Source organism: Pseudomonas sp. NGC7 (assembly GCF_047159675.1).
GTDB lineage: Bacteria > Pseudomonadota > Gammaproteobacteria > Pseudomonadales > Pseudomonadaceae > Aquipseudomonas > Aquipseudomonas kermanshahensis.
The window spans coordinates 4,734,379-4,756,792 of record NZ_BAAFZY010000001.1 but is presented as its reverse complement, the minus strand read 5'-3'; the positions used below and the strand labels follow the sequence as shown (position 1 = coordinate 4,756,792).

Genomic DNA, 22,414 nt, shown 5'->3' with positions numbered 1-22,414 from the left:
CAGCCCGTCCTTCAGAGGTAGTTGCCTGATGTACAAGGACCTCAAGTTCCCCATCCTCATCGTCCACCGTGCGATCAAGGCCGACAGCGTCGCCGGTGACCGCATACGGGGGATTGCCGAAGAGTTGAGCCAAGATGGCTTCGCCATTTTGGCCGCAGCGGACCACGCCGAAGCGCGACTGGTCGCCGCCACCCATCACGGCCTTGCCTGCATGCTGATCGCAGCCGAAGGCGTGGGCGAAAATACCCACCTGCTGCAGAACATGGCCGAGCTGATTCGCCTGGCCCGCTTGCGCGCGCCAGACCTGCCGATTTTCGCCTTGGGCGAACAGGTCACCCTGGAAAACGCCCCCGCCGAGGTCATGAGCGAGCTGAACCAGTTGCGCGGCATTCTGTATCTGTTCGAAGACACCGTGCCGTTTCTCGCACGCCAGGTGGCCCGCGCTGCCCACGGCTACCTCGACGGCCTGCTGCCGCCCTTTTTCAAAGCCCTGGTGCAGCACACCGCGCAATCCAATTACTCCTGGCATACACCGGGCCACGGCGGCGGCGTGGCTTATCACAAGAGCCCTGTTGGCCAAGCCTTCCATCAGTTTTTTGGGGAAAACACCCTGCGCTCGGACTTGTCAGTCTCGGTGCCAGAGCTGGGTTCGTTGCTTGATCACACCGGCCCGCTGGCCCAGGCAGAGGCCAGGGCCGCGCGTAATTTTGGTGCCGACCACACCTTCTTCGTGATCAACGGCACCTCCACCGCCAACAAGATCGTCTGGCACGCCATGGTCGGCCGTGATGACCTGGTGCTGGTGGACCGCAACTGCCACAAGTCGGTGGTACACGCGATCATCATGACCGGGGCCATCCCGATCTATCTTTGCCCGGAACGCAATGAGTTGGGCATCATCGGCCCGATCCCGCTCAGTGAATTCAGCCCAGCTTCGATCCAGGCAAAGATCCAGGCCAACCCCCTGGCCCGTGACCGCGGGCAGCGCATCAAGCTGGCGGTGGTGACCAATTCCACCTACGACGGCCTGTGCTATCACGCCGGGCTGATCAAGCAGACGCTCGGTGCCAGCGTCGAGGTGCTGCACTTTGACGAGGCCTGGTTCGCTTATGCGGCGTTTCATGAGTTCTTCGAGGGGCGCTACGCCATGGGCACCGCTTGCGCGGCCGACAGCCCGCTGGTGTTCAGCACCCATTCCACGCACAAGTTGCTGGCGGCGTTCAGCCAGGCGTCGATGATTCATGTGCAGGACGGCGCCAGGCGCCAGCTGGACCGGGATCGCTTCAATGAAGCGTTCATGATGCACATCTCGACCTCGCCGCAGTACAGCATCCTGGCGTCGCTGGACGTGGCCTCGACCATGATGGAAGGTCCGGCCGGGCGTTCGCTGTTGCAAGAAATGTTCGACGAGGCGCTGAGCTTTCGCCGCGCGCTGGCCAATCTGCGCACGCACATCGCTGCCGCCGACTGGTGGTTCAGCATCTGGCAGCCGCCGACGGCAGAAGGCATCCAGCACCTGGCCGCGCAGGACTGGCTGCTGCAGCCAGGGGCAGAGTGGCATGGTTTTGGGGAGGTGGCGGGCAACTACGTGCTGCTCGACCCGCTTAAGGTGACCTTGGTCATGCCCGGTTTGAGCGCAGGCGGTGTGCTGGGCGAACAGGGTATTCCGGCAGCGGTGGTCAGCAAGTTTCTCTGGGAGCGTGGGCTGGTGGTAGAAAAGACCGGCCTGTACAGCTTCCTGGTGCTGTTCTCCATGGGCATCACCAAGGGCAAATGGAGCACCTTGCTGACCGAGTTGCTGGAGTTCAAGCGCCACTACGATGGCAACACGCGGTTGAACGCCTGCCTGCCCAGTGTGGTGGCAGCCGATGCCTCACGTTATCAGGGGATAGGGCTGCGCGACCTGTGTGACCAGTTGCACGAATGCTACCGCGCCAATGCCACGGCCAAGCAGCTCAAGCGGCTGTTCACGCGTTTGCCGGAGGTGGCTGTCAGCCCGGCCCGGGCGTATGACCAGATGGTGCGCGGCGAAGTGGAGGCCGTCCCGATCGAGGCCCTGCTGGGGCGGGTAGCAGCGGTGATGCTGGTGCCGTATCCGCCTGGCATTCCGTTGATCATGCCGGGAGAGCGGTTCACCGAAGCGACCCGCTCGATACTCGACTACCTGGCATTTGCCCGGGCGTTCAACGATGGCTTCCCCGGTTTCGTCGCCGACGTGCATGGCCTGCAGAACGAAAACGGTCGCTACACCGTGGATTGCATCAAGGAATACGAATGATCTCGACGCCGGTCTGTGCCAGCTCGAAACGGTTTTCGCCCAGGTGGTTGACCCGATCGCCGATGGCCAGGCGATAGGTAGTGATTGGCGCGCCCAATGTGCTGCCGTCGACCTGGAGGGTCGACTCTTGGAACTCGTGGACGGGGTAGATGCGGCCTTCGGCGTCACGGGCGTGGAATTGGCCGACCATTACTGCTGCCATTTGGGTGAAAACCTCTGAATTACGTAAGAAATGTCTGGAAACATAGACCGTACAAGATACCCGGAAGTTTTCGCCGGGTGGAAAAAAAACCAAAGCGCCGAGAAACGGTCATCTATAACTACAACGTCCTCTTAGCCAGCAAAGGTTGGAAATCGCCATGAGCCAGGTGTATTCGGTAGCGGTCGTCGTCGGCAGCTTGCGCAAGGATTCCTACAACCGCAAGGTAGCCCGCGCACTTTCGGAGCTGGCGCCGTCCAGCCTTGCCTTGAAGATTGTCGAGATTGGCGATCTGCCCCTGTATAACGAAGACGTCGAGGCCACCGCGCCAGCGTCCTGGAAGCGCTTTCGTGACGAGATTAGCCGCAGTGACGCTGTGCTGTTCGTCACGCCGGAGTACAACCGTTCGGTGCCGGGTTGCCTGAAGAACGCAATCGATGTTGGCTCACGCCCTTATGGCGAAAGCGCTTGGAGCGGCAAGCCGACGGCAGTGGTGAGTGTGTCGCCGGGGGCCATTGGCGGCTTTGGTGCCAACCATGCCGTGCGCCAGTCGCTGGTGTTTCTCGATATGCCTTGCATGCAGATGCCTGAGGCGTACCTGGGGGGCGCGGCGAACCTGTTCGAGGAATCCGGCAAACTCAATGATAAGACGCGGCCGTTTCTGCAGGGGTTTGTCGACAAGTTCGCTGCGTGGGTGAAGTTGAACAGGGCGGTCTGAAGCCCTGTTCAGGTGCGGGGGCGCATGGCGGCCCCGGCGTTTATCGGAAGCTGTAGGAAACCCCCGCATAAACCCCAAACCCTTCACCCGGCGTCGAGCGGGCAATGTCCTGCCCGGCGTCGTTGTAGCCTGGCGTTACTGTCGCGGCGTAGCGTTTGTTGGTCAGGTTGCGCAGGTCCAGCCAGGTCTGCCAGTCCTGTTTCGGTGAGTCCCAACCCAGGCGCGCGCCCAGCAAGGCGTAGGCGTCGGCGTGATAGCTGTTGGCATAATCCACCTGCACCTTCGACGCCATCTGCGTGTTGACCCCGGCATAGAAGCCGTTGGGCCAGTCATAACGCAGCTCACCCTGGTAGTAGTGCATGGGGATGCCTGGCAGGCGGTTGTCACCGAACTGCTCGTCGTCACGGTAGTGGAAGTCACTGAAGGTGTAGGCCTGGCGCAGGCTCAGCTTGCCTGTGCCTGCTCGCTCCCACAGCGTAGTGTCCAGGCCTGCCTCGACACCCTGGTGCACGGTGGCGCTGGCATTGATCTCTTTGGCCGGCAGGCCTGGCACGATTTCCACGGCCAACAGTTCGTGGCGCACTTGCGAGTAATACCAGGCCAGGTCCCAACGCCCCAACGCCGAGTCGCCGCGCGCGCCGAGCTCCAGCGTGGTGGCTGTCTGATTTTGCAGGTCGATCGGCTGCGTCGCTACCGGTGAGCTCCAGATCAGCGACCAGGGGTGTGGCGGCTCGACCGAGCGGCTCAGGTTGCCGTAAACCTGCAGTTGCGGGCTGATGTCGTAGCGCAGGCCCAGGCGCGGCGCGTAGTCCCAGTCATGCTGGCTGACCTTGCCACCCGTGAGCGGGTAGCTGACGTCGCTTTCGCGGCGGGTATAGATCATCGCCAGGCCGGTGGTCAGCCACAGGTCCGGGATCAGCTCCAGATCGTTGCCTGCATGTAACACGGTGTCCGAGCCCTGGTAGCTGAAGTCGCGGCTGCGTGCGCCGAAGTTATCGCCGCTGGTGCGGGCAAATTGCGAAGCACCACTGTTGGGCAGGTGTTTGGTGGTTCGCCAGCCTAGGGTGGTTTTGCTCTCGCGACCCAGCAGGGTGTCGCGGCGGAAGTAGTTCAGGGTGCCGCTGACATCGGTGTAAGCGACCTTCAGGCGCATCGGGCCTTCGCGCAGGTCCATTGGGAAGTCGTGATAGACCAGCCCGGCTTCCACCCGGGCATCGTCCTCGAGGTAGAAGGTGGTCTTGTTGGCCACCCAGGTGCTGCCCGGTTGCGGGCGGCTGTCGTCGCGCGCCAGGTAGGCCGCGTTGGCGGCACGCGGGTCATGCTTGATCTGGTCCTTGGTCAGGCGCCCGGCCAGGTCGTTCTCGGTTTCCCGGTAGCGCAGGTAGAAACGCGTTTCCAGGTTCGGGTTGAAACGGTAGCCGACGTTCGCGGCAATACCTTTGGCACTGCCACTGCTGTGCACCTGATAGCCGTCGTATTCCGAGTCGGTCAGCGCCACGTAGTAATCGAGGTTCCCCAGCACCTGCCCAGAGCTGATGTGTCGATGCTGATAGCCGCGGCTGCCGACCTCGTATCGCACCTGCAAGGGCGCGGCATCGTAGCCGGTATGGGTGACGTAGTTGATAGCGCCCCCCAGGGCCAGGGCGCCTTGATCGAAGCCATTGGCCCCGCGCAAAACCTCGGCACGGCTCAGCCACAGGGGCTCGAACAGCTCGTATGGGGTACCGCCTGGGCCCGTGAGCGGCAAACCGTCGAACATCGTGTAGACCCCGGAACCGTGCGCCCCGGGTGCCCGGTTGATGCCCGACCCACGGATCGACAGCTTGATACCGTCATTGCCCGCCGACTGCGCGAACACGCCAGGCTGGTAGGCGAGTACATCCTGGTTACTGGCGACCCGGCCTTGCCCCACACGCTGCATGTCCACCAGGTTGCTGGCGCCTGGGATTTCGCGCAAACGCTCGCTGGCGGCCGTCAGTTCGCTTTGCTCCTCGTCGGTGATCAGCACCTGGCCCAACTCGACCGATTGTGCGGCCAGGGCCGGTGGCGTGGCGGTGATGGCAGCCAGCAGGCCAAGGCAAGACGAGAGGGGTAAAACGGAACGCATCGTACGACTCCAGGCAAAAGGCGAATGGACAACGGCGTTGAGACGAGCGAAACGGCGCTTGGAGCACGAAGAACTGCAGTAAATCTCGCGCAACCTTCGTCAGACGGTTTTGTAGGCAAGTTCTTTACAAGTTGCTCGGCTGGAGGGGGGGCGGGGTGCTTCGTAAGGTGTTTGCAGATCGGCAGTGATGCCTCTCTCAAACACTCGTGGAGTTCAACGATGAATGACAACGCACGACACTCGCCCGAATCCCTCTCGGATTCACCCATCCACCTGACGCCGCGTGAGCGGCAGGTATTGCTGTGGTGTGCCTACGGCAAGAGCTCGTGGGAAATTGGCCAGATCTTGGAGTGCAAGGAGTCAACGGTGAACTTTCACGTTGCCAATATCTTGCGCAAGTTCGATGTGCCTACACGCGTGGCGGCCGTCATCAGGGCGATTCGCTACGGCATGCTGGCCGAGCAGTGAGGGGGGATGAACATGAATCAGCGAACAGCAACTCATCTTGAACCTACTGCCGTAGGGCCCCGGTTCCCAGACTGCCATGACCCGTTCTGGCCGCGTCTGGAGCTGGCGGCATTGCGTGAGCGCTTGCAGCTTCGGCCCGATACCAGTCAGGCGCACTTCGAGGTTGCAGCACAATGTGCCGCTATCGATGCAGCGCGAGAGTTCGCACGTTGGCGCGCGGCACTGCGTGAGCGGGGCTATAAACGCCTGGAGGATGTATCTGGGCACGATCATGGGCGGGCACTGCTGGTTTGTTACACGCGCTTTGTAGAGGCCTCGATCCTGCGAGATCTGCGCGCAGTTCCCCAGCGGAAGGCGTCGCGCAGGGGAGGTGCTTATGCGTGAGTGCACATTGTTCGAGGGCCTGTTCGTGGCCGCTCTGGAGCTCGTGGGCATGGATGGCACGGTCCTGTTCAGCGCGTTGCTGGGGGCCCTGTTGGTCAGCGCCGCTCGAGACCGCTTGATCACCAATACATCCACGCGCCTGACGATCTGCAAGAAAGGGCTGCTGGTGTTCGTGACCGTAGGTGTGGGCCACCTGTTCGAGCCGTTGGTGATGTCCCTGGCGCCCATGCTTACCCGTGGCATGGCCGCCTTCGTGGCAGCCGTGGTGGTAATCCCGATCAGCCTAAAGGTCATGGCTTCGCTGGATGCGCTGGACCCGAGCGAAATCATCCAGCGTTGGCGACGCAGAGGTTAACGGCTGAGGGTTTCAGGCAGGTGTTTGGCAAGCGCGCTCAGTTGCTGTTCCAGTTGTTGGATACGTTGTTTGTCCTGGATGAGCAGCAGCACCGCCTGGCGGTCGTCTGCAGAAAGCGTGCGTAGCCGCTCGAGCATGTCCCACTCCCAGTCATCCTTTTCAGCGTTGCGATGTTGAACAGGTTCACCCAGCAGCAGCCAGTCGAGGGAGCACGCATGCTGCCTGGCGATTTCTATGCATATTGAGTATGGAATGCTGTCGCGAACCTTCCAGCTGCTCAACGTCTGCGGGCTGATGGCCAGCGCTCTGGATAGCTCAGCATCGGTCTCGCAACCCATCAAAAGCTTCAGGCGCGCAAGTACAGGCGAGAGCAAGTTAGTACTCATAACAAATATCCATGTCTGGTTTAATGATATTCCATGGGCTTAAACTAATCGCTATGAATACAGCCCTGCGTTTTTAAGGAGCATTTCTGCAATGAGAAGCATCAAACCGAAGAATACAGTCACTTATGCAGTAAATACTGACACAACTAAACGATCATTCTCACAGATCAACAGCGTATGTAATGCCAGCAGGTGCCTATCGTGAGTACGTATAAGCTGGTCTGCCCGCATTGCAACAGCCGTATGCGCATACGTACCAGTGAGGGGCGCCATATATTTCTTCGGGTCGCCTACCTGCAATGCACCACCGAGGCCTGTGGCTGGTCAGTGCGAGCCGAGTTTGAAATGACCCATGAACTTTCTCCCAGCGGTATGCCTAACCCTGAAGTCCACCTGCCATCGGCCAATGGCGACCTGCGCAGGGCCGCATTGCCTGAAGCGGTCGAGTAGACAGCCCCTTTGGCGCAGAAAAAAAAACACCCCGCATGAGCGGGGTGTTTTGTCTTGCAGGGCTGATCAGCCGATCAGTTGCAGGCCGGCCTGCTGAACCATTTCCAGCAGCGGTTGCGGGTACACACCGAGCACGAAGGCCAGGATAGCGATGGCCAGCAGCATGACGCCGCCGGTGCGCTGTTCCCACTTCAGCGGGGCATCGTGACGACGCAGGTTTGGCTCGACCAGGTACAGGGTGACCATGACGCGCAGGTAGTAGTAAACACCGATGGCGCTACCGATCACCAAGGCGCCGACCAGCCACCACAGGTGCGACTCGACGCCGGTGGCGATGATGTAGAACTTGCCGATGAAGCCTGCAGTCAGCGGGATGCCGGCCAGCGACAGCATCATCACGGTCAGCACGGCAGTCAGGTACGGACGGCGCCAGAACAGGCCACGGTACTCGTACAGGGCGTCAGCATCACGGCCGCCGTAAGGCGAGGACATCAACGTGATGACGCCGAAGGCACCCAGGCTGGTGATCACGTAGGTGACCAGGTACACGCCCATGGCTTCCAGGGCCAGGCCCTTGCTGGCGACCAGGGCGATGACCAGGTAACCGAAGTGGGCGATCGACGAGTAACCCAGCAGACGCTTGAGGTTGCTCTGGGTCAGTGCCAACAGGTTACCGACCAGGATCGAAGCCACCGCGATCACCGCCAGAACGGTGCTCAGCACGCCGCTGCTGGCAGCAGGGGAGAGCATGAACAGGCGCACGACCACGGCGAATACCGCAACCTTGCTGGCGGTGGCCAGGAACGCAGCGACGGGCGCCGGAGCACCTTCGTACACGTCCGGGGTCCACAGGTGGAACGGCACCAGCGACAGCTTGAAGGCCAGGCCGACCAGCATCATGCCCAGGCCCAGTTGTGCGACCAGGCTTGGCATGTTGGTGGCTGCCAGGGCTTTACCGATCTGGTCGAAGCTCAGGCTACCGGCATCGGCGTAAAGCAATGCCATGCCGAACAGCAGGAAGGCAGAACCTGCAGCCGACAGCACCATGTACTTGATGCCGGCTTCCAGCGAACGCTTGTTGAAGAAGGCATACGCCACCAGGCCATAGACCGGCACCGACAGCAGCTCCAGGCCGATGAACAGGCCGGCCAGGTGGTTGGCACTGACCAGCACCAGGCCACCCAGTGCCGACATCAGCAGCAGCAGGTAGAGTTCTTCACGGTTGCCCGGGAAGCCTTTGGCGCCTTCGCCAAGGTAGGCATGGGCCAGCGTGACGCAGGCCAGCGTGGCCACCAGGATGATCGCCATGTACAGGCAGGCGAACTTGTCGATGGTGATCAGCGAGGTCACCGCCAGGGGCGCGACCTTCAGTGCTGGCAAGATCGACAGCAAGGCCAGGTTCAGGCCCACGGTGGACAGTAGGAAGGTCTGCGAGTGGTTGCGCTTCCAGGCGATCGCCAGCATCACCACCACCGTGGTGATGGTGGTGATCAGCATCGGCGCCAATGCGATGAAGTGTTGAGTGGTGAATTCCATAGCGCTCTTACCGGGCCGAAGCGAGTTGAGTGAAAGCGGAACCAAGCCACTGCTGCACACCGCTCATGGTGGCGGCAGAAGTGTCGAGGAACGGCTGCGGGTACACACCAAGCACGATCAGCAGCACTGCCAGGCCCAGCACCATGATCAGCTCGCGGCCGTCCATGCCGGCCAGCACGGCGTCGCTTTTGCTTGGGCCGAAGTAGGCGCGGTGGATCATGATCAGCGAGTAGACCGAGCCGAAGACCAGGCCGGTGGTGGCGATCACGGTGATCCACGGCACGCTGGCGAAGCTGCCGATCAGGATCAGGAACTCGCCGACGAAGTTGCCGGTGCCTGGCAGGCCCAGCGATGCGGCGGCGAAGAACAGGCTGATCGCAGGCAGGTAGGCGATGCGGTGCCACAGGCCGCCCATTTGACGCATGTCACGGGTGTGCAGGCGCTCGTACAGCTGGCCGGACAGGATGAACAGCGCGGCTGCCGACAGGCCGTGGGCCAGCATCTGGATCACCGCGCCTTGCAGGGCTTGCTGGCTGCCGGAGTAGATACCGATCAGCACGAAGCCCATGTGCGAAACGCTGGAGAAGGCGATCAGGCGCTTGATGTCGGTTTGCGCGAAGGCCAGGAAGGCACCGTAGAAGATACCGATCAGGCCCAGGGTCATGGCGATCGGCGCAAACTCGGCCGAGGCGTTCGGGAACAACGGCAGGGCGAAGCGCAGCAGGCCGTAGGCCGCCGTCTTCAGCAAGATACCCGCCAGGTCCACGGAACCTGCAGTCGGTGCCTGGGCGTGCGCATCAGGCAGCCAGGAGTGGAACGGCACCACCGGCAGCTTGACCGCGAAGGCGATGAAGAAGCCCAGCATCAGCACGTACTCGACACCGGCCGGCAGTTCGGCCTTGAGCAGGTCGCTGTAGTTGAAGGTGAGTACGCCGGTGGTGTTGTAGTTGACCAGCACCAGGCCAAGGATCGCCACCAACATGATCAGGCCGCTGGCCTGGGTGAAGATGAAGAACTTGGTTGCAGCGTAGATCCGGGTCTTCTTGCCGTCTGCGGAGCTGTGACCCCAGAGCGCGATGAGGAAATACATCGGCACCAGCATCATTTCCCAGAAGAAGAAGAACAGGAACAGGTCCAGGGCCAGGAACACACCGACCACACCGCCCAGGATCCACATCAGGTTGAGGTGGAAGAAGCCGACGTGGCGCTGGATCTCTTTCCAGGAGCACAGTACCGACAGTACACCGAGCAGGCCGGTCAGCAGGATCATCAGCAGCGACAGGCCGTCGAGGGCCAGGTGGATGCTGATGCCGAAGCGCTTGATCCACTCGACTTTGTATTCGAGTGCCCAGGCAGGTTCGGCGCCCGGAGCAGGGGCCAGGGTGTAGTCGCCGGTGCCCCACAGGTACAGGCCGATGCCGAGCAGCAGGGACATGGTCAGCAGCGCGATCCAGCGCGGCAGGGTGGCGCCGAAGCGCTCACCCAGCCAGCACAGGAAGCCGCCGATGAAGGGGATCAGGATCAGCCAAGGCAAAATCATGACGGGTTGGTTTCCTTTGGCAAAGTCGCAAGATTCATAGTCATACCGCGGCCACTACCACAGCGCCGAGTACCAGCACGGCGCCGACGGCGATCGAGGCGGTGTACCAACGCAGCTGGCCGGTCTCGGTCTTGCTCATGGCGACGTGGCCGCCACGGGCCATCCGAGGGATCAGGCCAATGCTGCGGTCAACCGGGTCCTTGCGCAGGATGTGGCTGATCAGCAGGTAAGGTTTGACGAAGAGCTTGTCGTAGATCCAGTCGAAGCCCCAGGCAGCGAACCACCAGGCCGACAGGACGCGGCCGATGCTGCTGTTGGCGACGGCGCTGACGAAACGACGCTTGCCCAGGAACAGCAGGGCCGACAGCAGGATACCGGCGATGGCGATGGCACCCGAGGCGATCTCCAGCGAGTGCTTGGCGTCGCCACCGGCATGGCCGGCGCTTTCAGGCAGTACACCGGCCAGTGGCGGGGTGATCCAGGCGCCGACGAAGGTCGACAGCACGATCAACACGCCCAGCGGCAGCCAGTGGCTGATGCCGTGGCCCGCGTGGGCTTCGGTCTTGGCTTCGCCGTGGAAGGCGATGAAGATCAGGCGGAAGGTGTACAGCGAGGTCATGAACGCACCGACCAGGCCGGCGTACAGCAAACCGGTGTTGCCGCTGGCGAAGGCTTCCCAGAGGATCTCGTCCTTGGAATAGAAGCCCACGGTGACGATTGGCAGGGCAGCCAGGGCGGCACCACCGACCACGAAGCTGGCGTAGGCCAGCGGCAGTTTCTTCCACAGGCCGCCCATCTTGAAGATGTTCTGCTCGTGGTGGCAGGCAACGATCACCGCACCGGAGGCAAGGAACAGCAGGGCCTTGAAGAAGGCGTGGGTCATCAGGTGGAAGATCGCCGCGTCCCAGGCGCCAACGCCCAGGGCCAGGAACATGTAGCCGATCTGGCTCATGGTCGAGTAGGCGAGGATACGCTTGATGTCGGTCTGAACCAGCGCGGCGAAGCCGGCCAGTACCAGGGTCACACCGCCGACTACGCCGACCAGGTGCAGGACGTCCGGCGCCAGCAGGAACAGGCCGTTGGTACGGGCGATCAGGTATACGCCCGCGGTCACCATGGTTGCGGCGTGGATCAGTGCCGAAACCGGGGTCGGGCCCGCCATTGCGTCGGCCAGCCAGGTCTGCAGCGGCAGCTGGGCTGATTTACCGACCGCGCCACCCAGCAGCATCAGGGTAGCCAGGACCATCCAGGTGTCACCCGCCTGGAACTTCTGCGGTGCCAGCACCAGCAGTTCCTGCACGTTCAGGGTACCCAGCTGGGCGAACAGGATGAACAGGCCGATAGCCATGAACACGTCGCCGATACGGGTGACGATGAAGGCCTTGAGTGCTGCGTTACCGTTGTTGCGGTTGCTGTAGTAGAAACCGATCAACAGGTACGAGCACAGGCCCACGCCTTCCCAGCCGAAGTAGATGAACAGCAGGTTATCGCCCAGCACCAGGAACAGCATGCTGGCGATGAACAGGTTGGTGTACGAGAAGAAGCGCGAGTAACCGGCTTCGCCACGCATGTACCAGGACGCGAACAGGTGGATCAGGAAGCCTACGCCGGTGACCACGCCGAGCATGGTGACCGACAGGCCGTCCACGTACAGGGTGAAGTTCGGCGCAAAGCCGTCCACCGACATCCACTGCCACAGCAGCTGGCTGTACGCACCGCCTTCAGGCGGGGCGACATTGAACTGCCAGATGACGTAGGCGGCTGTCGCGGCCGAGAGGCCCACCGAGCCGACGCCGATCAGGGCGGACAGGTTCTCCGAGAACCGCCCGCGCGAGAACGACAGCAGCAAGAAGCCGATCAGGGGGAAGACGAAAGTCAGGAAGATAAGGTTCATCCGCGCATCTCACTGGCAGCATCGATGTCGAGAGTGTGGAAGCGGCGATACAGCTGCAGCAGGATAGCCAGGCCAATACTGGCCTCGGCGGCTGCCAGGCTGATCACCAGAATGAACATCACCTGGCCGTCGGGTTGGACCCAACGGGCACCGGCGACGATGAACGCCAGGGCAGAGGCGTTCATCATGACTTCCAGGCTCATGAGCACGAAGAGGATGTTGCGGCGGACCATCAGGCCAACCAGACCTAAGCAGAACAGGATGCCGGCGACCGCCAGACCATGCTCGAGAGGGATAGCACCCATGATTTACTCCTTCGCCTCAACGCGGCCCAGGTGGAAGGCGGTGACGGCTGCGGCGAGCAGCAGCATCGAGGCCAGTTCGACCACCAGCAGGTACGGGCCGAACAGGCTGATGCCCACGGCCTTGGCGTCCATGGTGGTACCGCTGATGGCTGCGCCGCTTGGGGTGACGAACAGCACGTACAGCAGCTCGAGCAGCAGCAGGGCGGCGAGAATCACCGGCCCGGCCCATATGCCAGGCTTGAGCCAGCCGCGCTCCTGGGCGACCGACGCCGGCCCCAGGTTGAGCATCATCACCACGAAGACGAACAGCACCATGATGGCGCCGGCGTAGGCGATCACTTCCAGGGCGCCGGCGAACGGCGCACCCAGGGCGAAGAAGATCATTGCCACGGAAATCAGCGAAATGATCAGGTAGAGCAGGGCGTGCACGGGGTTGGTGCCGGTCACCACCCGAAGGGTGGAGACCACGGCGATCCCGGATGCGAAGTAGAAAGCGAATTCCATCTTTCTGTCCTTATGGGAGCAAGCTCTTCACGTTGATCGGCTCGGCTTCGTTCTGTGCAGAGCCTTTCGGCTTGCCAGCGATCGCCATACCCGCAACACGGTAGAAGTTGTAGTCAGGGTTCTTGCCGGGGCCGGAGATCAGCAGATCTTCTTTCTCGTACACCAGGTCCTGACGCTTGAACTCGGCCATTTCGAAATCCGGAGTCAGCTGGATCGCGGTGGTCGGGCACGCCTCTTCGCACAGGCCGCAGAAGATGCAGCGCGAGAAGTTGATGCGGAAGAACTCGGGGTACCAACGACCGTCCTCGGTCTCGGCCTTCTGCAGCGAAATGCAGCCGACCGGGCAGGCCACCGCGCAGAGGTTGCACGCTACGCAGCGCTCCTCGCCGTCGGGGTCGCGGGTGAGGACGATGCGGCCGCGGTAGCGCGGCGGCAGGTACACCGCTTCTTCGGGGTACTGCAGGGTGTCGCGCTTGCGGAACCCGTGGGAGAACACCATGGCCAGGCTGCGCAGCTGAGTGCCGGTGCCCTTAACGATGTCGCCGATATACTTGAACATGGGTCAAATCCTCACTGGGCCGCGACGGCTGGCGTGTTGTAAAGCACGATCGCAGCGGTCACCAGCAAATTGATCAGGGTCAGCGGCAGGCAGAACTTCCAGCTGAAGTCCATCACCTGGTCATAGCGTGGGCGCGGGATCGAGGCGCGCAGCAGGATGAACAGCATGATGAAGAACGCGGTCTTCAGCGCGAACCACAGGAACGGCACCTGAGGCAGCAGGTCGAACGGACCGTGCCAGCCGCCGAAGAACAGGGTCACCAGCAGCGCCGAGATGAGGATGATGCCGATGTACTCACCGACGAAGAACATGCCCCATTTCATGCCGGCATACTCGATGTGGTAGCCGTCGGCCAGTTCCTGTTCCGCTTCCGGCTGGTCGAACGGGTGACGGTGAGTCACGGCGACGCCAGCGATGAAGAAGGTGCAGAAGCCGAAGAACTGCGGAATGATGAACCACAGGTTCTGGGCCTGGTATTCAACGATGTCGCGCATGTTGAACGAACCCACCTGCACCACCACGCCCATCAGCGCCAGGCCCAGGAACACCTCGTACGAGACGGTCTGTGCCGAGGCCCGCAGGCTGCCCAACAACGCGTACTTGTTGTTCGACGACCAACCGGCGAACAGCACGGCGTACACCGACAGGCCGGCCATGGCGAAGAAGAACAGCAGGCCGATGTTCAGGTCGGCGACGCCCCAGCCCGGTGTGATCGGGATGATCGAGAAGCCGATCAGCAGGGCGCTCATGGCCACGACCGGCGCCAGGGTGAAGATCATCTTGTCGACGAAGGGCGGGTTCCAGTCTTCCTTGAAGAACATCTTCAGCATGTCGGCGGCGATCTGGAACATGCCGAACGGGCCGACACGGTTAGGACCGTAGCGGTCCTGCCACCAGCCCAGCAGGCGGCGCTCGACGAAGCTGAGCAGCGCACCGCAGACGACTACGGCCAGCAGCACCACGATAGCCTTGACGACCTGGATGATCACATCGATCACTTCGGGGGTGAACCAGCTCATTGTGCTGCCTCCTGCAGGCCTTCGACGGATGCACCGAAGATGGCAGGCGGAATGCCGGCCAGGCCTTTCGGCAGCGCGACCAGGCCAGCGCCCAGCTCTTCATTGATGCGCAGCGGCAGGCGCAGGGCCACACCGGCGACGTTCAGGCTCAGCAGGGCACCCTCGTTGACACCCAGGCGGTCGGCTTCGGACTTGGCCAGGGCCACGTAGGCAGGCTGAATGCGCTCTTGCACCGGGGCGGCGCGCGAGGAGCTTTCTTCGCTGCCGAACAGGTGGAAGAACGGCACGGCGGTCCAGGTGCCACGGGCCGGGTTGAATGCGCCCGGGATGGCGTTGAACCAGTTCAGGCGATCACCTTGCGATTCGATCAGGCGCACGCCCGGGTCACCGGCACGCAGATGGCCACCGACCTCGTCCTGGAACTTGTTCCAGGCTTGCGGCGAGTTCCAGCCCGGCGACCAGGCGAACGGCACTTGTTGGCGCGGTTCGACGGAGCCCGAGTAACCTTCCATCGAGAAGGCGAACGCGGTGTCCTTGTCTTGCGGGGTACGCGGTTCGTGCACGCTGATGTTGGCGCGCATGGCGGTACGGCCGGAGTAGCGCAGCGGTTCACGGGCCAGTTTCATGCCCTTGATGCGGAACGCGGCGGAAGGCGCTGCGTTGACGATGCCAGCCAGTTGTGGGGCGGCTTCGGCGCAGGCGCTGGTGACGTGGTCCAGTTGGGTCCAGTCGACCGGCTTGTTCAGCAGGGTCGCACGCAGGGCGTGCATCCAGCGCCAGCCTTCGTGGACCAGGATGCTGCTGTCCAGGTATTGCGGGTCGAACACCTGGAAGAAGCGCTGGGCGCGGCCTTCCTGGCTGACCAGGGTGCCGTCGCCTTCGGCGAACGAGGCAGCCGGCAGTACCAGGTGAGCGCGTTCCAGGGTGGCGGTGTTGGAATGGTCGGCAACGATCACGACTTTGGCTGCAGCCAGGGCGGCATCGACCTTGGCGGCCGAGACGCGGGTGTACAGGTCGTTTTCCAGGACCACGATGGCGTCGGCTTTGCCGCTGATGACCGCGTCCAGCGCGGCATCGACGGACTCACCGCCCAGCATCGCCAGGCCGAAGCTGTTGGCTTCAGGCACGACCAGGCTCAGCGAACCGTTTTTCTCGCGCAGCTTCAGGGCCTTGGCGATGTTGGCGGCGGCTTCGATCAACGCCGGGTCGGCCAGCGAGGTACCGGCAACTACCAATGGGCGCTTGGCCGCAACCAGGGCATCGGCGATGCGCTGGGCCAGGGCCTTGGCTTCTTCGTCCAGGCCTGCAACGGCCGGGGCGCTCGGGTCGATGGCGTGGGCCACGGCGAAGCCGATGCGGGCCAGGTCAGCCGGGGCTGCGTGTACGCATTCTTCAGCGACGTCATCCAGCTTGGTTTCAGCCAGGCTGGCGATGAACAGCGGATACAGCGCGTGCTGGCCGATGTTTTTCACTGCGGCGTCCAGCCAAGGCTGCACTTTCATCGCCTCGGCCATGGCTTCGGCCTTGCCTTTGGTGGCCTGGCGTACGGACAGGGCAACGCGGGCGGCGGTCTGGGTCAGGTCTTCGCCAAGCACGAACACAGCGTCGTGGTCTTCGATGTCGCGCAGGGTCGGCACCGGCAGCGGGCTGTTGTTCAGCACGTTCAGGGCCAGGCGCACACGGGCCAGTTCGCCCGCTTCCATGCCCGAATAGAAGTAGTCGGCACCGACCAGCTCACGCAGGCCGTAGTTGCTTTCGAGGCTGGCGCGCGGCGAGCCGATACCGACGATGGTGCGCCCGCGCAGCAGGTCGGCGGCTTTGTCCAGTGCGGCGTCCAGGCTCAGCTTGGTGCCATCGGCCAGGCGTGGCTGGCGTGGGCGATCGGTGCGGTTGACGTAGCCATAACCGAAGCGGCCACGGTCGCACAGGAAGTACTGGTTGACCGAGCCGTTGAAGCGGTTTTCGATGCGACGCAGTTCGCCGTAGCGTTCACCTGGGCTGATGTTGCAGCCACTGGAGCAGCCGTGGCAGATGCTCGGTGCGAACTGCATGTCCCACTTGCGGTTGTAGCGCTCGGAGTGGGTCTTGTCGGTGAATACGCCGGTCGGGCAGACCTCGGTCAGGTTGCCGGAGAACTCGCTTTCCAGCACGCCGTCTTCAACGCGGCCGAAGTACACGTTGTCGTGGGCGCCATAAACACCCAGGTCGGTACCGCCTGCGTAGTCCTTGTAGTAGCGCACGCAGCGGTAGCAGGCGATGCAGCGGTTCATCTCGTGTGCGATGAACGGGCCGAGGTCCTGGTTCTGGTGGGTACGCTTGGTGAAACGGTAGCGGCGCTCGTTGTGGCCGGTCATTACCGTCATGTCCTGCAGGTGGCAGTGACCGCCTTCCTCGCACACTGGGCAGTCGTGCGGGTGGTTGGTCATCAGCCATTCGACGACGCTGGCGCGAAACGCCTTGGACTCTTCATCTTCGATGGAGATCCAGGTGCCGTCGGAGGCAGGGGTCATGCAGGACATGACGATACGACCACGGGTGTCGTTCTCGTCGGTGTACTGCTTGACCGCGCACTGCCGGCAGGCGCCAACGCTACCAAGCGCGGGGTGCCAGCAGAAATAAGGGATGTCGAGGCCGAGCGACAGACATGCCTGTAACAGGTTGTCTGCACCGTTGACTTCGAGCGCTTTGCCGTCTACGTGGATAGTGGCCATTGTTCAAAGTTCTTCGTTGGCCCGCGTGAGCGGGCGTGGCTAATGGAAATCTGTACGCCTGCGGCCCGCCGCGAATCGTTCGGGCCGGCCTGCAGGCTGGCGGGTGGCACGGACCACCCGCAGCTCATCTTGTTATGCGCCGACCACGATCGGCCCGCTCGGTACTGGCTTGGCCAGGTTCGGGCGCAGGGCATCGGCAGCACTGGCTGGGGCGACACCGGCCTCGAATTCGGAGCGGAAGTATTTGATGGCACTGCCCAACGGCTCGACGGCACCCGGTGCGTGAGCACAGAAGGTACGGCCTGGGCCGAGGAAGTTGACCAGACCCAGCAGGGTCTCGATGTCTTCGGCGCGGCCTTGGCCTTGCTCCAGCGAGCGCAGCATTTTCACGCTCCACGGCAGGCCGTCACGGCATGGGGTGCACCAGCCGCACGATTCGCGGGCGAAGAACTCTTCCATGTTGCGCAGCAGCGAGACCATGTTGATGCTGTCGTCGACCGCCATGGCCAGGCCAGTCCCCATCCGGGTGCCAACCTTGGCGATGCCGCCGGCGTACATCTGTGCGTCGAGGTGCTCGGGCAGCAGGAAGCCAGTACCGGCGCCGCCTGGCTGCCAGCATTTGAGCTTGAAGCCGTCGCGCATGCCGCCGGCGTAGTCTTCGAACAGCTCACGGGCGGTGACGCCGAATGGCAGTTCCCACAGGCCAGGGTTTTTCACCTTGCCGGAGAAGCCCATCAGCTTGGTGCCGTGGTCTTCGCTGCCTTCGCGGGCCAGCGACTTGTACCAGTCGTTGCCGTTGGCGACGATGGCCGGCACGTTGCACAGGGTCTCGACGTTGTTCACGCAGGTCGGCTTGCCCCATACGCCAACGGCGGCAGGGAAGGGCGGCTTGGAACGTGGGTTGGCGCGACGGCCTTCCAGCGAGTTGATCAGTGCGGTTTCTTCACCGCAGATGTAGCGGCCGGCACCGGTGTGCACGAACAGCTCGAAGTCAAAGCCCGAGCCCAGGATGTTCTTGCCCAGGAGGCCAGCGGCCTTGGCTTCGTCGATGGCGCGGTTGAGGTTTTTCGCTGCGGTGGTGTACTCGCCACGCAGGAAGATGTAGCCGCGGTAGGCCTTCAGGGCGCGGGCGCTGATCAGCATGCCCTCGACCAGCAGATGGGGCTGTTGCTCCATCAGCATGCGGTCCTTCCAGGTGTTCGGCTCCATTTCGTCCGCGTTGCACAGCAGGTAGCGGATGTTCATGGATTCGTCTTTAGGCATCAGGCCCCACTTCACACCCGTGGGGAAGCCTGCGCCGCCGCGGCCCTTGAGGCCGGAGTCTTTGACGTTCTGCACGATGTCGTCTTGCGACATCTCGCTCAGTGCCTTGCGGGCAGCAGCGTAACCGTTCTTGGCCTGGTACTCGGCAAGCCACACCGGCTCGCCGTCGTCACGCAGACGCCAGGTCAGTGGGTGGGTTTCGGCCGAACGCGCGATGCGGTTGGCCGGGCCGAAGGAAGTAATGGTCATACGTAACCCTCCAGCAGTTTGGAAACGCCAGCAGGCTGCACGTCGCCAAAGGTGTCATCGTCGATCATCAGGGCCGGGGCCTTGTCGCAGTTGCCCAGGCAGCAGACCGGCAGCAGGGTGAAGCGCCCGTCGGCGGTGGTCTGGCCGAGGCCGATGCCCAGTTCGCTTTGGATCTGGCTGACCACCGACTCGTGGCCACCGATGTAGCAGACCATGCTGTCGCACACACGGATGATGTGGCGGCCGACCGGCTGACGGAAGATCTGGCTGTAGAAAGTCGCCACACCCTCGACGTCACTGGCCGGGATGCCCAGCACTTCGCCGATGGCGTGAATGGCGCCGTCCGGCACCCAGCCACGTTCCTTTTGGACGATCTTCAAGGCTTCGATGGACGCCGCGCGCGGGTCCTCGTAGTGATGCATCTCGTGCTCGATGGCCGAGCGCTCGGTTTCGCTCAGGGCGAAACGGTCTGTCTGGATAAGCGTGCTGTTCATGCTTAGCGGTCCACGTCAGCCATAACGAAGTCGATACTGCCCAGGTACGCAATGAGGTCGGCGACCATGCTGCCTTTGATCACCGAAGGGATCTGCTGCAGGTGCGGGTAGCTCGGGGTACGGATCCGGGTGCGGTAGCTCATGGTGCCGCCATCGCTCGTTAGGTAGTAACTGTTGATGCCCTTGGTCGCTTCGATCATCTGGAACGACTCGTTGGCCGGCATGACCGGGCCCCACGAGACTTGCAGGAAGTGCGTGATCAAGGTTTCGATGTGCTGCAGGGTGCGCTCTTTCGGCGGCGGCGTGGTCAGCGGGTGATCCGCCTTGTACGGGCCTTCCGGCATGTTGCGCAGGCACTGGTCGATGATGCGGATACTCTGACGCATCTCCTCGACACGGACCATGCAGCGATCGTAGGCATCGCCGTTGTGGGCCAGCGGTACTTCGAACTCGAAGTTTTCGTAGCCAGAATACGGGCGCGCTTTACGCAGGTCGAAGTCGCAACCGGTGGAACGCAGGCCGGCACCGGTGGTGCCCCATTCCAGCGCTTCCTTGGTGTTGTACGCGGCGACGCCGACGGTACGGCCCTTGAGGATGCTGTTCTGCAGGGCGGCCTTGGTGTATTCGTCGAGGCGCTTAGGCAGCCAGTCGACGAAGTCCTTGACCAGCTTGTCCCAGCCGCGCGGCAGGTCGTGGGCGACGCCACCGATGCGGTACCAGGCCGGGTGCAGGCGGAAACCGGTGATTGCTTCGATCACGGTGTAGGCGCGCTGGCGGTCGGTGAAGGTGAAGAACACCGGGGTCATGGCGCCGACGTCCTGGATGTAGGTACCCAGGAACAGCAGGTGGCTGGTGATGCGGAAGAACTCGGCGAGCATGATGCGAATCACGTCGACCTTCTGCGGCACCTTGATGCCGGCCAGCTTCTCTACCGCCAGTACGTACGGCAGGTTGTTCATCACCCCGCCGAGGTAGTCGATACGGTCGGTGTAGGGGATGAAACTGTGCCAGGACTGGCGCTCGGCCATCTTCTCGGCGCCACGGTGGTGGTAGCCGATGTCCGGGACGCAGTCGACGATCTCTTCACCGTCCAGCTGCAGGACGATACGGAACGCACCGTGGGCAGAGGGGTGGTTGGGGCCGAGGTTGAGGAACATGTAGTCCTCGTTGGCGCCCTGGCGCTTCATGCCCCAGGCTTCCGGGTTGAAACGTGCCGATTCCTCTTCAAGCTGCTGCTTGGCCAGGGTCAGGCTGTAGGGGTCGAACTCGGTGGCGCGGGCTGGGTAGTCCTTGCGCAGCGGGTGGCCTTCCCATGTGGGCGGCATCATGATGCGGCTCAGGTGCGGGTGGCCGGCAAAGTCGATGCCGAACATGTCCCAGACTTCGCGCTCGTACCAGTTGGCGTTAGGCCAGATGCCGGTCACGGTCGGCAGGTTCAGGTCGCCTTCGCTGAGCGACACCTTGATCATCACGTCGCTGTTACGCTCGACCGACAGCAGGTGGTAGAACACGCTGAAATCGGCGGCGGGCAGGCCGCGGCGCTGGGTGCGCAGGCGCTCGTCGACGCCATGCAGGTCGTACAGCATGCTGTACGGCTTGGCGACGTTGCGCAGGAAGCTGAGTACTTCTTTGAGCTGTGCACGTTTTACCCACAGCACCGGCATGCCGGTGCGGGTTTCCTGGGCGACGAATGCGTCGGCACCAAAACGGTTGTGCAATTCGACGACCACATCCTGGTCGTCAGCCTTGTAAGGCGGAATATAAATAGCGGTGTCCGCTGTCATGGTCTCGGTCGCTTTGAGTCAACGTAGAGAATGAAGCCAGGCCGCCGGCTCCTTGAGGAGCGGGCGGCAGGTCGCTGGATCAGACTTCGTCGGGGCTGCGCAGGTTGGTTACCGCGATACGCTGTTCACGACGCAGGTCTTTCTGGGCAGGCATCTCGGCACGGTAAATGCCTTGATCACCAACAACCCAGGAAAGCGGGCGTCGCTCCTGGCCAATCGACTCCTGCAGCAGCATCAAGCCTTGCAGGAACGCTTCAGGGCGAGGCGGGCAGCCAGGCACGTAAACATCCACGGGGAGGAACTTGTCGACCCCCTGAACGACCGAGTAAATGTCGTACATGCCACCGGAGTTGGCGCACGAACCCATGGAGATGACCCACTTCGGCTCGAGCATCTGCTCGTACAGGCGCTGAATGATCGGCGCCATCTTGATGAAGCAGGTACCGGCGATGACCATGAAGTCGGCCTGACGCGGCGAGGCCCGGATGACTTCGGCGCCGAAGCGGGCGATGTCGTGGGGCGCCGTGAAGGCCGTGGTCATTTCCACGTAGCAGCAGGACAGGCCGAAGTTATACGGCCAGAGGGAGTTCTTGCGACCCCAGTTGACCGCGCCACGCAGCACATCTTCGAGTTTCCCCATGTAGATGTTCTTGTGGACCTGGTCCTCGAGCAGTTGGTCGGTGACGGTTTCCCGTTCACCTACCGGGTACTGCTCGTTGGGCGCATCCGGATCGATTCTGGTGAGATTGTATTGCATTGCCAAAGCCTCATTGTTTCAGCTTCGCTTGCCGCTTGCGGCGACCTTCGGGAGCCCAATCAAGAGCACCGACGCGCCAAAGGTAGACAAGACCTGCCAACAGAATTGCTATGAAAACGAGCGCTTCGACGAACCCGGTCCAGCCGCTTTCGCGGACGGACACAGACCATGCAAAGAGGAAGAGGGCTTCGATATCGAAGATCACGAACAGCATCGCGACCAGATAGAATTTGGCGGACAGGCGCAGGCGGGCGCTGCCGACGGGCAGCATGCCGGACTCGAAGGGTTCGTTCTTGGCGCGGCCCCAGGCCTTGCTACCGAGCAGGCTGGACAGACCGAGCATGAAGGCACACAGGCCGACGACACCCAAAAGGAAGATGGCAAAGCCCCAGTTGTGGGCGATGAGTCCTGCCGAATCGGACATGCTAGAGATCCTTATACAGAGACCCAGCTC

Annotated in this window: 22 protein-coding genes; 6 read left to right on the top strand and 16 right to left on the bottom strand. The window is 62.5% G+C overall.

What is annotated here, in order from left to right; genetic code table 11:
* The first annotated feature begins 28 nt into the window (after positions 1-28).
* Entirely contained in the window at positions 29-2,278 is a 2,250-nt protein-coding gene (locus ACMCNM_RS21340) for an Orn/Lys/Arg decarboxylase N-terminal domain-containing protein (RefSeq protein WP_412765355.1), read from the top strand.
* Here the strand turns inward: ACMCNM_RS21340 and ACMCNM_RS21335 are convergent.
* Positions 2,262-2,480 (bottom strand): hypothetical protein, encoded by a 219-nt coding sequence (locus tag ACMCNM_RS21335; RefSeq protein WP_027592824.1) that lies wholly within the window; start codon positions 2,478-2,480, stop codon positions 2,262-2,264. The two genes, ACMCNM_RS21340 and ACMCNM_RS21335, sit on opposite strands and share 17 nt — an antisense overlap.
* Before the next feature lie 157 nt (positions 2,481-2,637).
* Here ACMCNM_RS21335 and ACMCNM_RS21330 point away from each other — a divergent pair, with 157 nt between their 5' ends.
* Positions 2,638-3,195, top strand: a complete 558-nt coding sequence (locus ACMCNM_RS21330) for an NADPH-dependent FMN reductase (RefSeq protein WP_027592823.1) — start codon at positions 2,638-2,640, stop codon at positions 3,193-3,195.
* Positions 3,196-3,235: 40 nt separating this feature from the next.
* Here ACMCNM_RS21330 and ACMCNM_RS21325 read toward each other — a convergent pair whose 3' ends face one another.
* Positions 3,236-5,302 carry a TonB-dependent receptor family protein gene (locus ACMCNM_RS21325; protein WP_186680771.1) on the bottom strand — a complete coding sequence of 689 codons (2,067 nt, stop codon included), beginning with the start codon at positions 5,300-5,302 and terminating at the stop codon, positions 3,236-3,238.
* 219 nt (positions 5,303-5,521) lie between these two features.
* Here ACMCNM_RS21325 and ACMCNM_RS21320 point away from each other — a divergent pair, with 219 nt between their 5' ends.
* The 3 genes from ACMCNM_RS21320 to ACMCNM_RS21310 are packed head-to-tail and all read left to right on the top strand — an operon-like array spanning position 5,522 to position 6,509.
* Positions 5,522-5,770, top strand: coding sequence for a helix-turn-helix domain-containing protein (locus ACMCNM_RS21320; RefSeq protein WP_027592821.1), 249 nt, complete (start codon positions 5,522-5,524; stop codon positions 5,768-5,770).
* 12 nt (positions 5,771-5,782) lie between these two features.
* A complete protein-coding gene (locus tag ACMCNM_RS21315) occupies positions 5,783-6,154 on the top strand; it encodes a head completion/stabilization protein (RefSeq protein ID WP_275746067.1) in 372 nt (123 codons plus the stop codon).
* Positions 6,147-6,509 (top strand): hypothetical protein, encoded by a 363-nt coding sequence (locus ACMCNM_RS21310; RefSeq protein ID WP_099428747.1) that lies wholly within the window; start codon positions 6,147-6,149, stop codon positions 6,507-6,509. Before ACMCNM_RS21315 ends, ACMCNM_RS21310 begins: the two co-directional genes overlap by 8 nt.
* Here the strand turns inward: ACMCNM_RS21310 and ACMCNM_RS21305 are convergent.
* Positions 6,506-6,895, bottom strand: a complete 390-nt coding sequence (locus tag ACMCNM_RS21305) for a helix-turn-helix domain-containing protein (protein ID WP_412765354.1) — start codon at positions 6,893-6,895, stop codon at positions 6,506-6,508. The two genes, ACMCNM_RS21310 and ACMCNM_RS21305, sit on opposite strands and share 4 nt — an antisense overlap.
* A 201-nt stretch (positions 6,896-7,096) precedes the next feature.
* Here ACMCNM_RS21305 and ACMCNM_RS21300 point away from each other — a divergent pair, with 201 nt between their 5' ends.
* Entirely contained in the window at positions 7,097-7,345 is a 249-nt protein-coding gene (locus ACMCNM_RS21300) for an ogr/Delta-like zinc finger family protein (protein WP_081717454.1), read from the top strand.
* 66 nt (positions 7,346-7,411) lie between these two features.
* On the opposite strand, the gene nuoN is transcribed toward ACMCNM_RS21300, so the two are convergent.
* The 13 genes from nuoN to ACMCNM_RS21235 form a co-directional block, all read right to left on the bottom strand.
* Entirely contained in the window at positions 7,412-8,881 is a 1,470-nt protein-coding gene (nuoN, locus tag ACMCNM_RS21295) for an NADH-quinone oxidoreductase subunit NuoN (RefSeq protein WP_085272593.1), read from the bottom strand.
* A gap of 7 nt (positions 8,882-8,888) precedes the next feature.
* A complete protein-coding gene (gene nuoM, locus ACMCNM_RS21290) occupies positions 8,889-10,421 on the bottom strand; it encodes an NADH-quinone oxidoreductase subunit M (protein ID WP_186680783.1) in 1,533 nt (510 codons plus the stop codon).
* 40 nt (positions 10,422-10,461) lie between these two features.
* Positions 10,462-12,315: an NADH-quinone oxidoreductase subunit L gene (gene nuoL / locus ACMCNM_RS21285; RefSeq protein ID WP_027592816.1), complete on the bottom strand. Its 1,854-nt coding sequence runs from the start codon at positions 12,313-12,315 to the stop codon at positions 10,462-10,464.
* On the bottom strand, positions 12,312-12,620 hold the full coding sequence (nuoK, locus tag ACMCNM_RS21280) for an NADH-quinone oxidoreductase subunit NuoK (protein ID WP_008096201.1): 309 nt from the start codon (positions 12,618-12,620) through the stop codon (positions 12,312-12,314). The genes nuoL and nuoK overlap by 4 nt, the downstream gene beginning before the upstream one ends.
* Before the next feature lie 3 nt (positions 12,621-12,623).
* Positions 12,624-13,124: an NADH-quinone oxidoreductase subunit J gene (nuoJ, locus tag ACMCNM_RS21275; protein WP_412765353.1), complete on the bottom strand. Its 501-nt coding sequence runs from the start codon at positions 13,122-13,124 to the stop codon at positions 12,624-12,626.
* A 10-nt stretch (positions 13,125-13,134) separates the two neighbouring features.
* Entirely contained in the window at positions 13,135-13,683 is a 549-nt protein-coding gene (nuoI, locus tag ACMCNM_RS21270) for an NADH-quinone oxidoreductase subunit NuoI (RefSeq protein WP_027592814.1), read from the bottom strand.
* Between the two features lie 11 nt (positions 13,684-13,694).
* Positions 13,695-14,702: an NADH-quinone oxidoreductase subunit NuoH gene (gene nuoH / locus ACMCNM_RS21265; RefSeq protein ID WP_027592813.1), complete on the bottom strand. Its 1,008-nt coding sequence runs from the start codon at positions 14,700-14,702 to the stop codon at positions 13,695-13,697.
* On the bottom strand, positions 14,699-17,413 hold the full coding sequence (gene nuoG / locus ACMCNM_RS21260) for an NADH-quinone oxidoreductase subunit NuoG (protein WP_412765352.1): 2,715 nt from the start codon (positions 17,411-17,413) through the stop codon (positions 14,699-14,701). The genes nuoH and nuoG overlap by 4 nt, the downstream gene beginning before the upstream one ends.
* 132 nt (positions 17,414-17,545) lie before the next feature.
* The gene (gene nuoF / locus ACMCNM_RS21255) at positions 17,546-18,925 is read right to left on the bottom strand and encodes an NADH-quinone oxidoreductase subunit NuoF (RefSeq protein ID WP_027592811.1); all 1,380 of its coding nucleotides are present in this window, start codon (positions 18,923-18,925) and stop codon (positions 17,546-17,548) included.
* On the bottom strand, positions 18,922-19,419 hold the full coding sequence (gene nuoE / locus ACMCNM_RS21250; protein ID WP_003251433.1) for an NADH-quinone oxidoreductase subunit NuoE: 498 nt from the start codon (positions 19,417-19,419) through the stop codon (positions 18,922-18,924). The genes nuoF and nuoE overlap by 4 nt, the downstream gene beginning before the upstream one ends.
* 2 nt (positions 19,420-19,421) lie before the next feature.
* Positions 19,422-21,203 (bottom strand): NADH-quinone oxidoreductase subunit C/D, encoded by a 1,782-nt coding sequence (gene nuoC / locus ACMCNM_RS21245; RefSeq protein WP_027592809.1) that lies wholly within the window; start codon positions 21,201-21,203, stop codon positions 19,422-19,424.
* A gap of 79 nt (positions 21,204-21,282) precedes the next feature.
* On the bottom strand, positions 21,283-21,960 hold the full coding sequence (locus tag ACMCNM_RS21240) for a NuoB/complex I 20 kDa subunit family protein (RefSeq protein WP_012313769.1): 678 nt from the start codon (positions 21,958-21,960) through the stop codon (positions 21,283-21,285).
* Positions 21,961-21,970: 10 nt separating this feature from the next.
* Positions 21,971-22,384 (bottom strand): NADH-quinone oxidoreductase subunit A, encoded by a 414-nt coding sequence (locus ACMCNM_RS21235; protein WP_003251427.1) that lies wholly within the window; start codon positions 22,382-22,384, stop codon positions 21,971-21,973.
* Between the last annotated feature and the right edge of the window lie 30 nt (positions 22,385-22,414).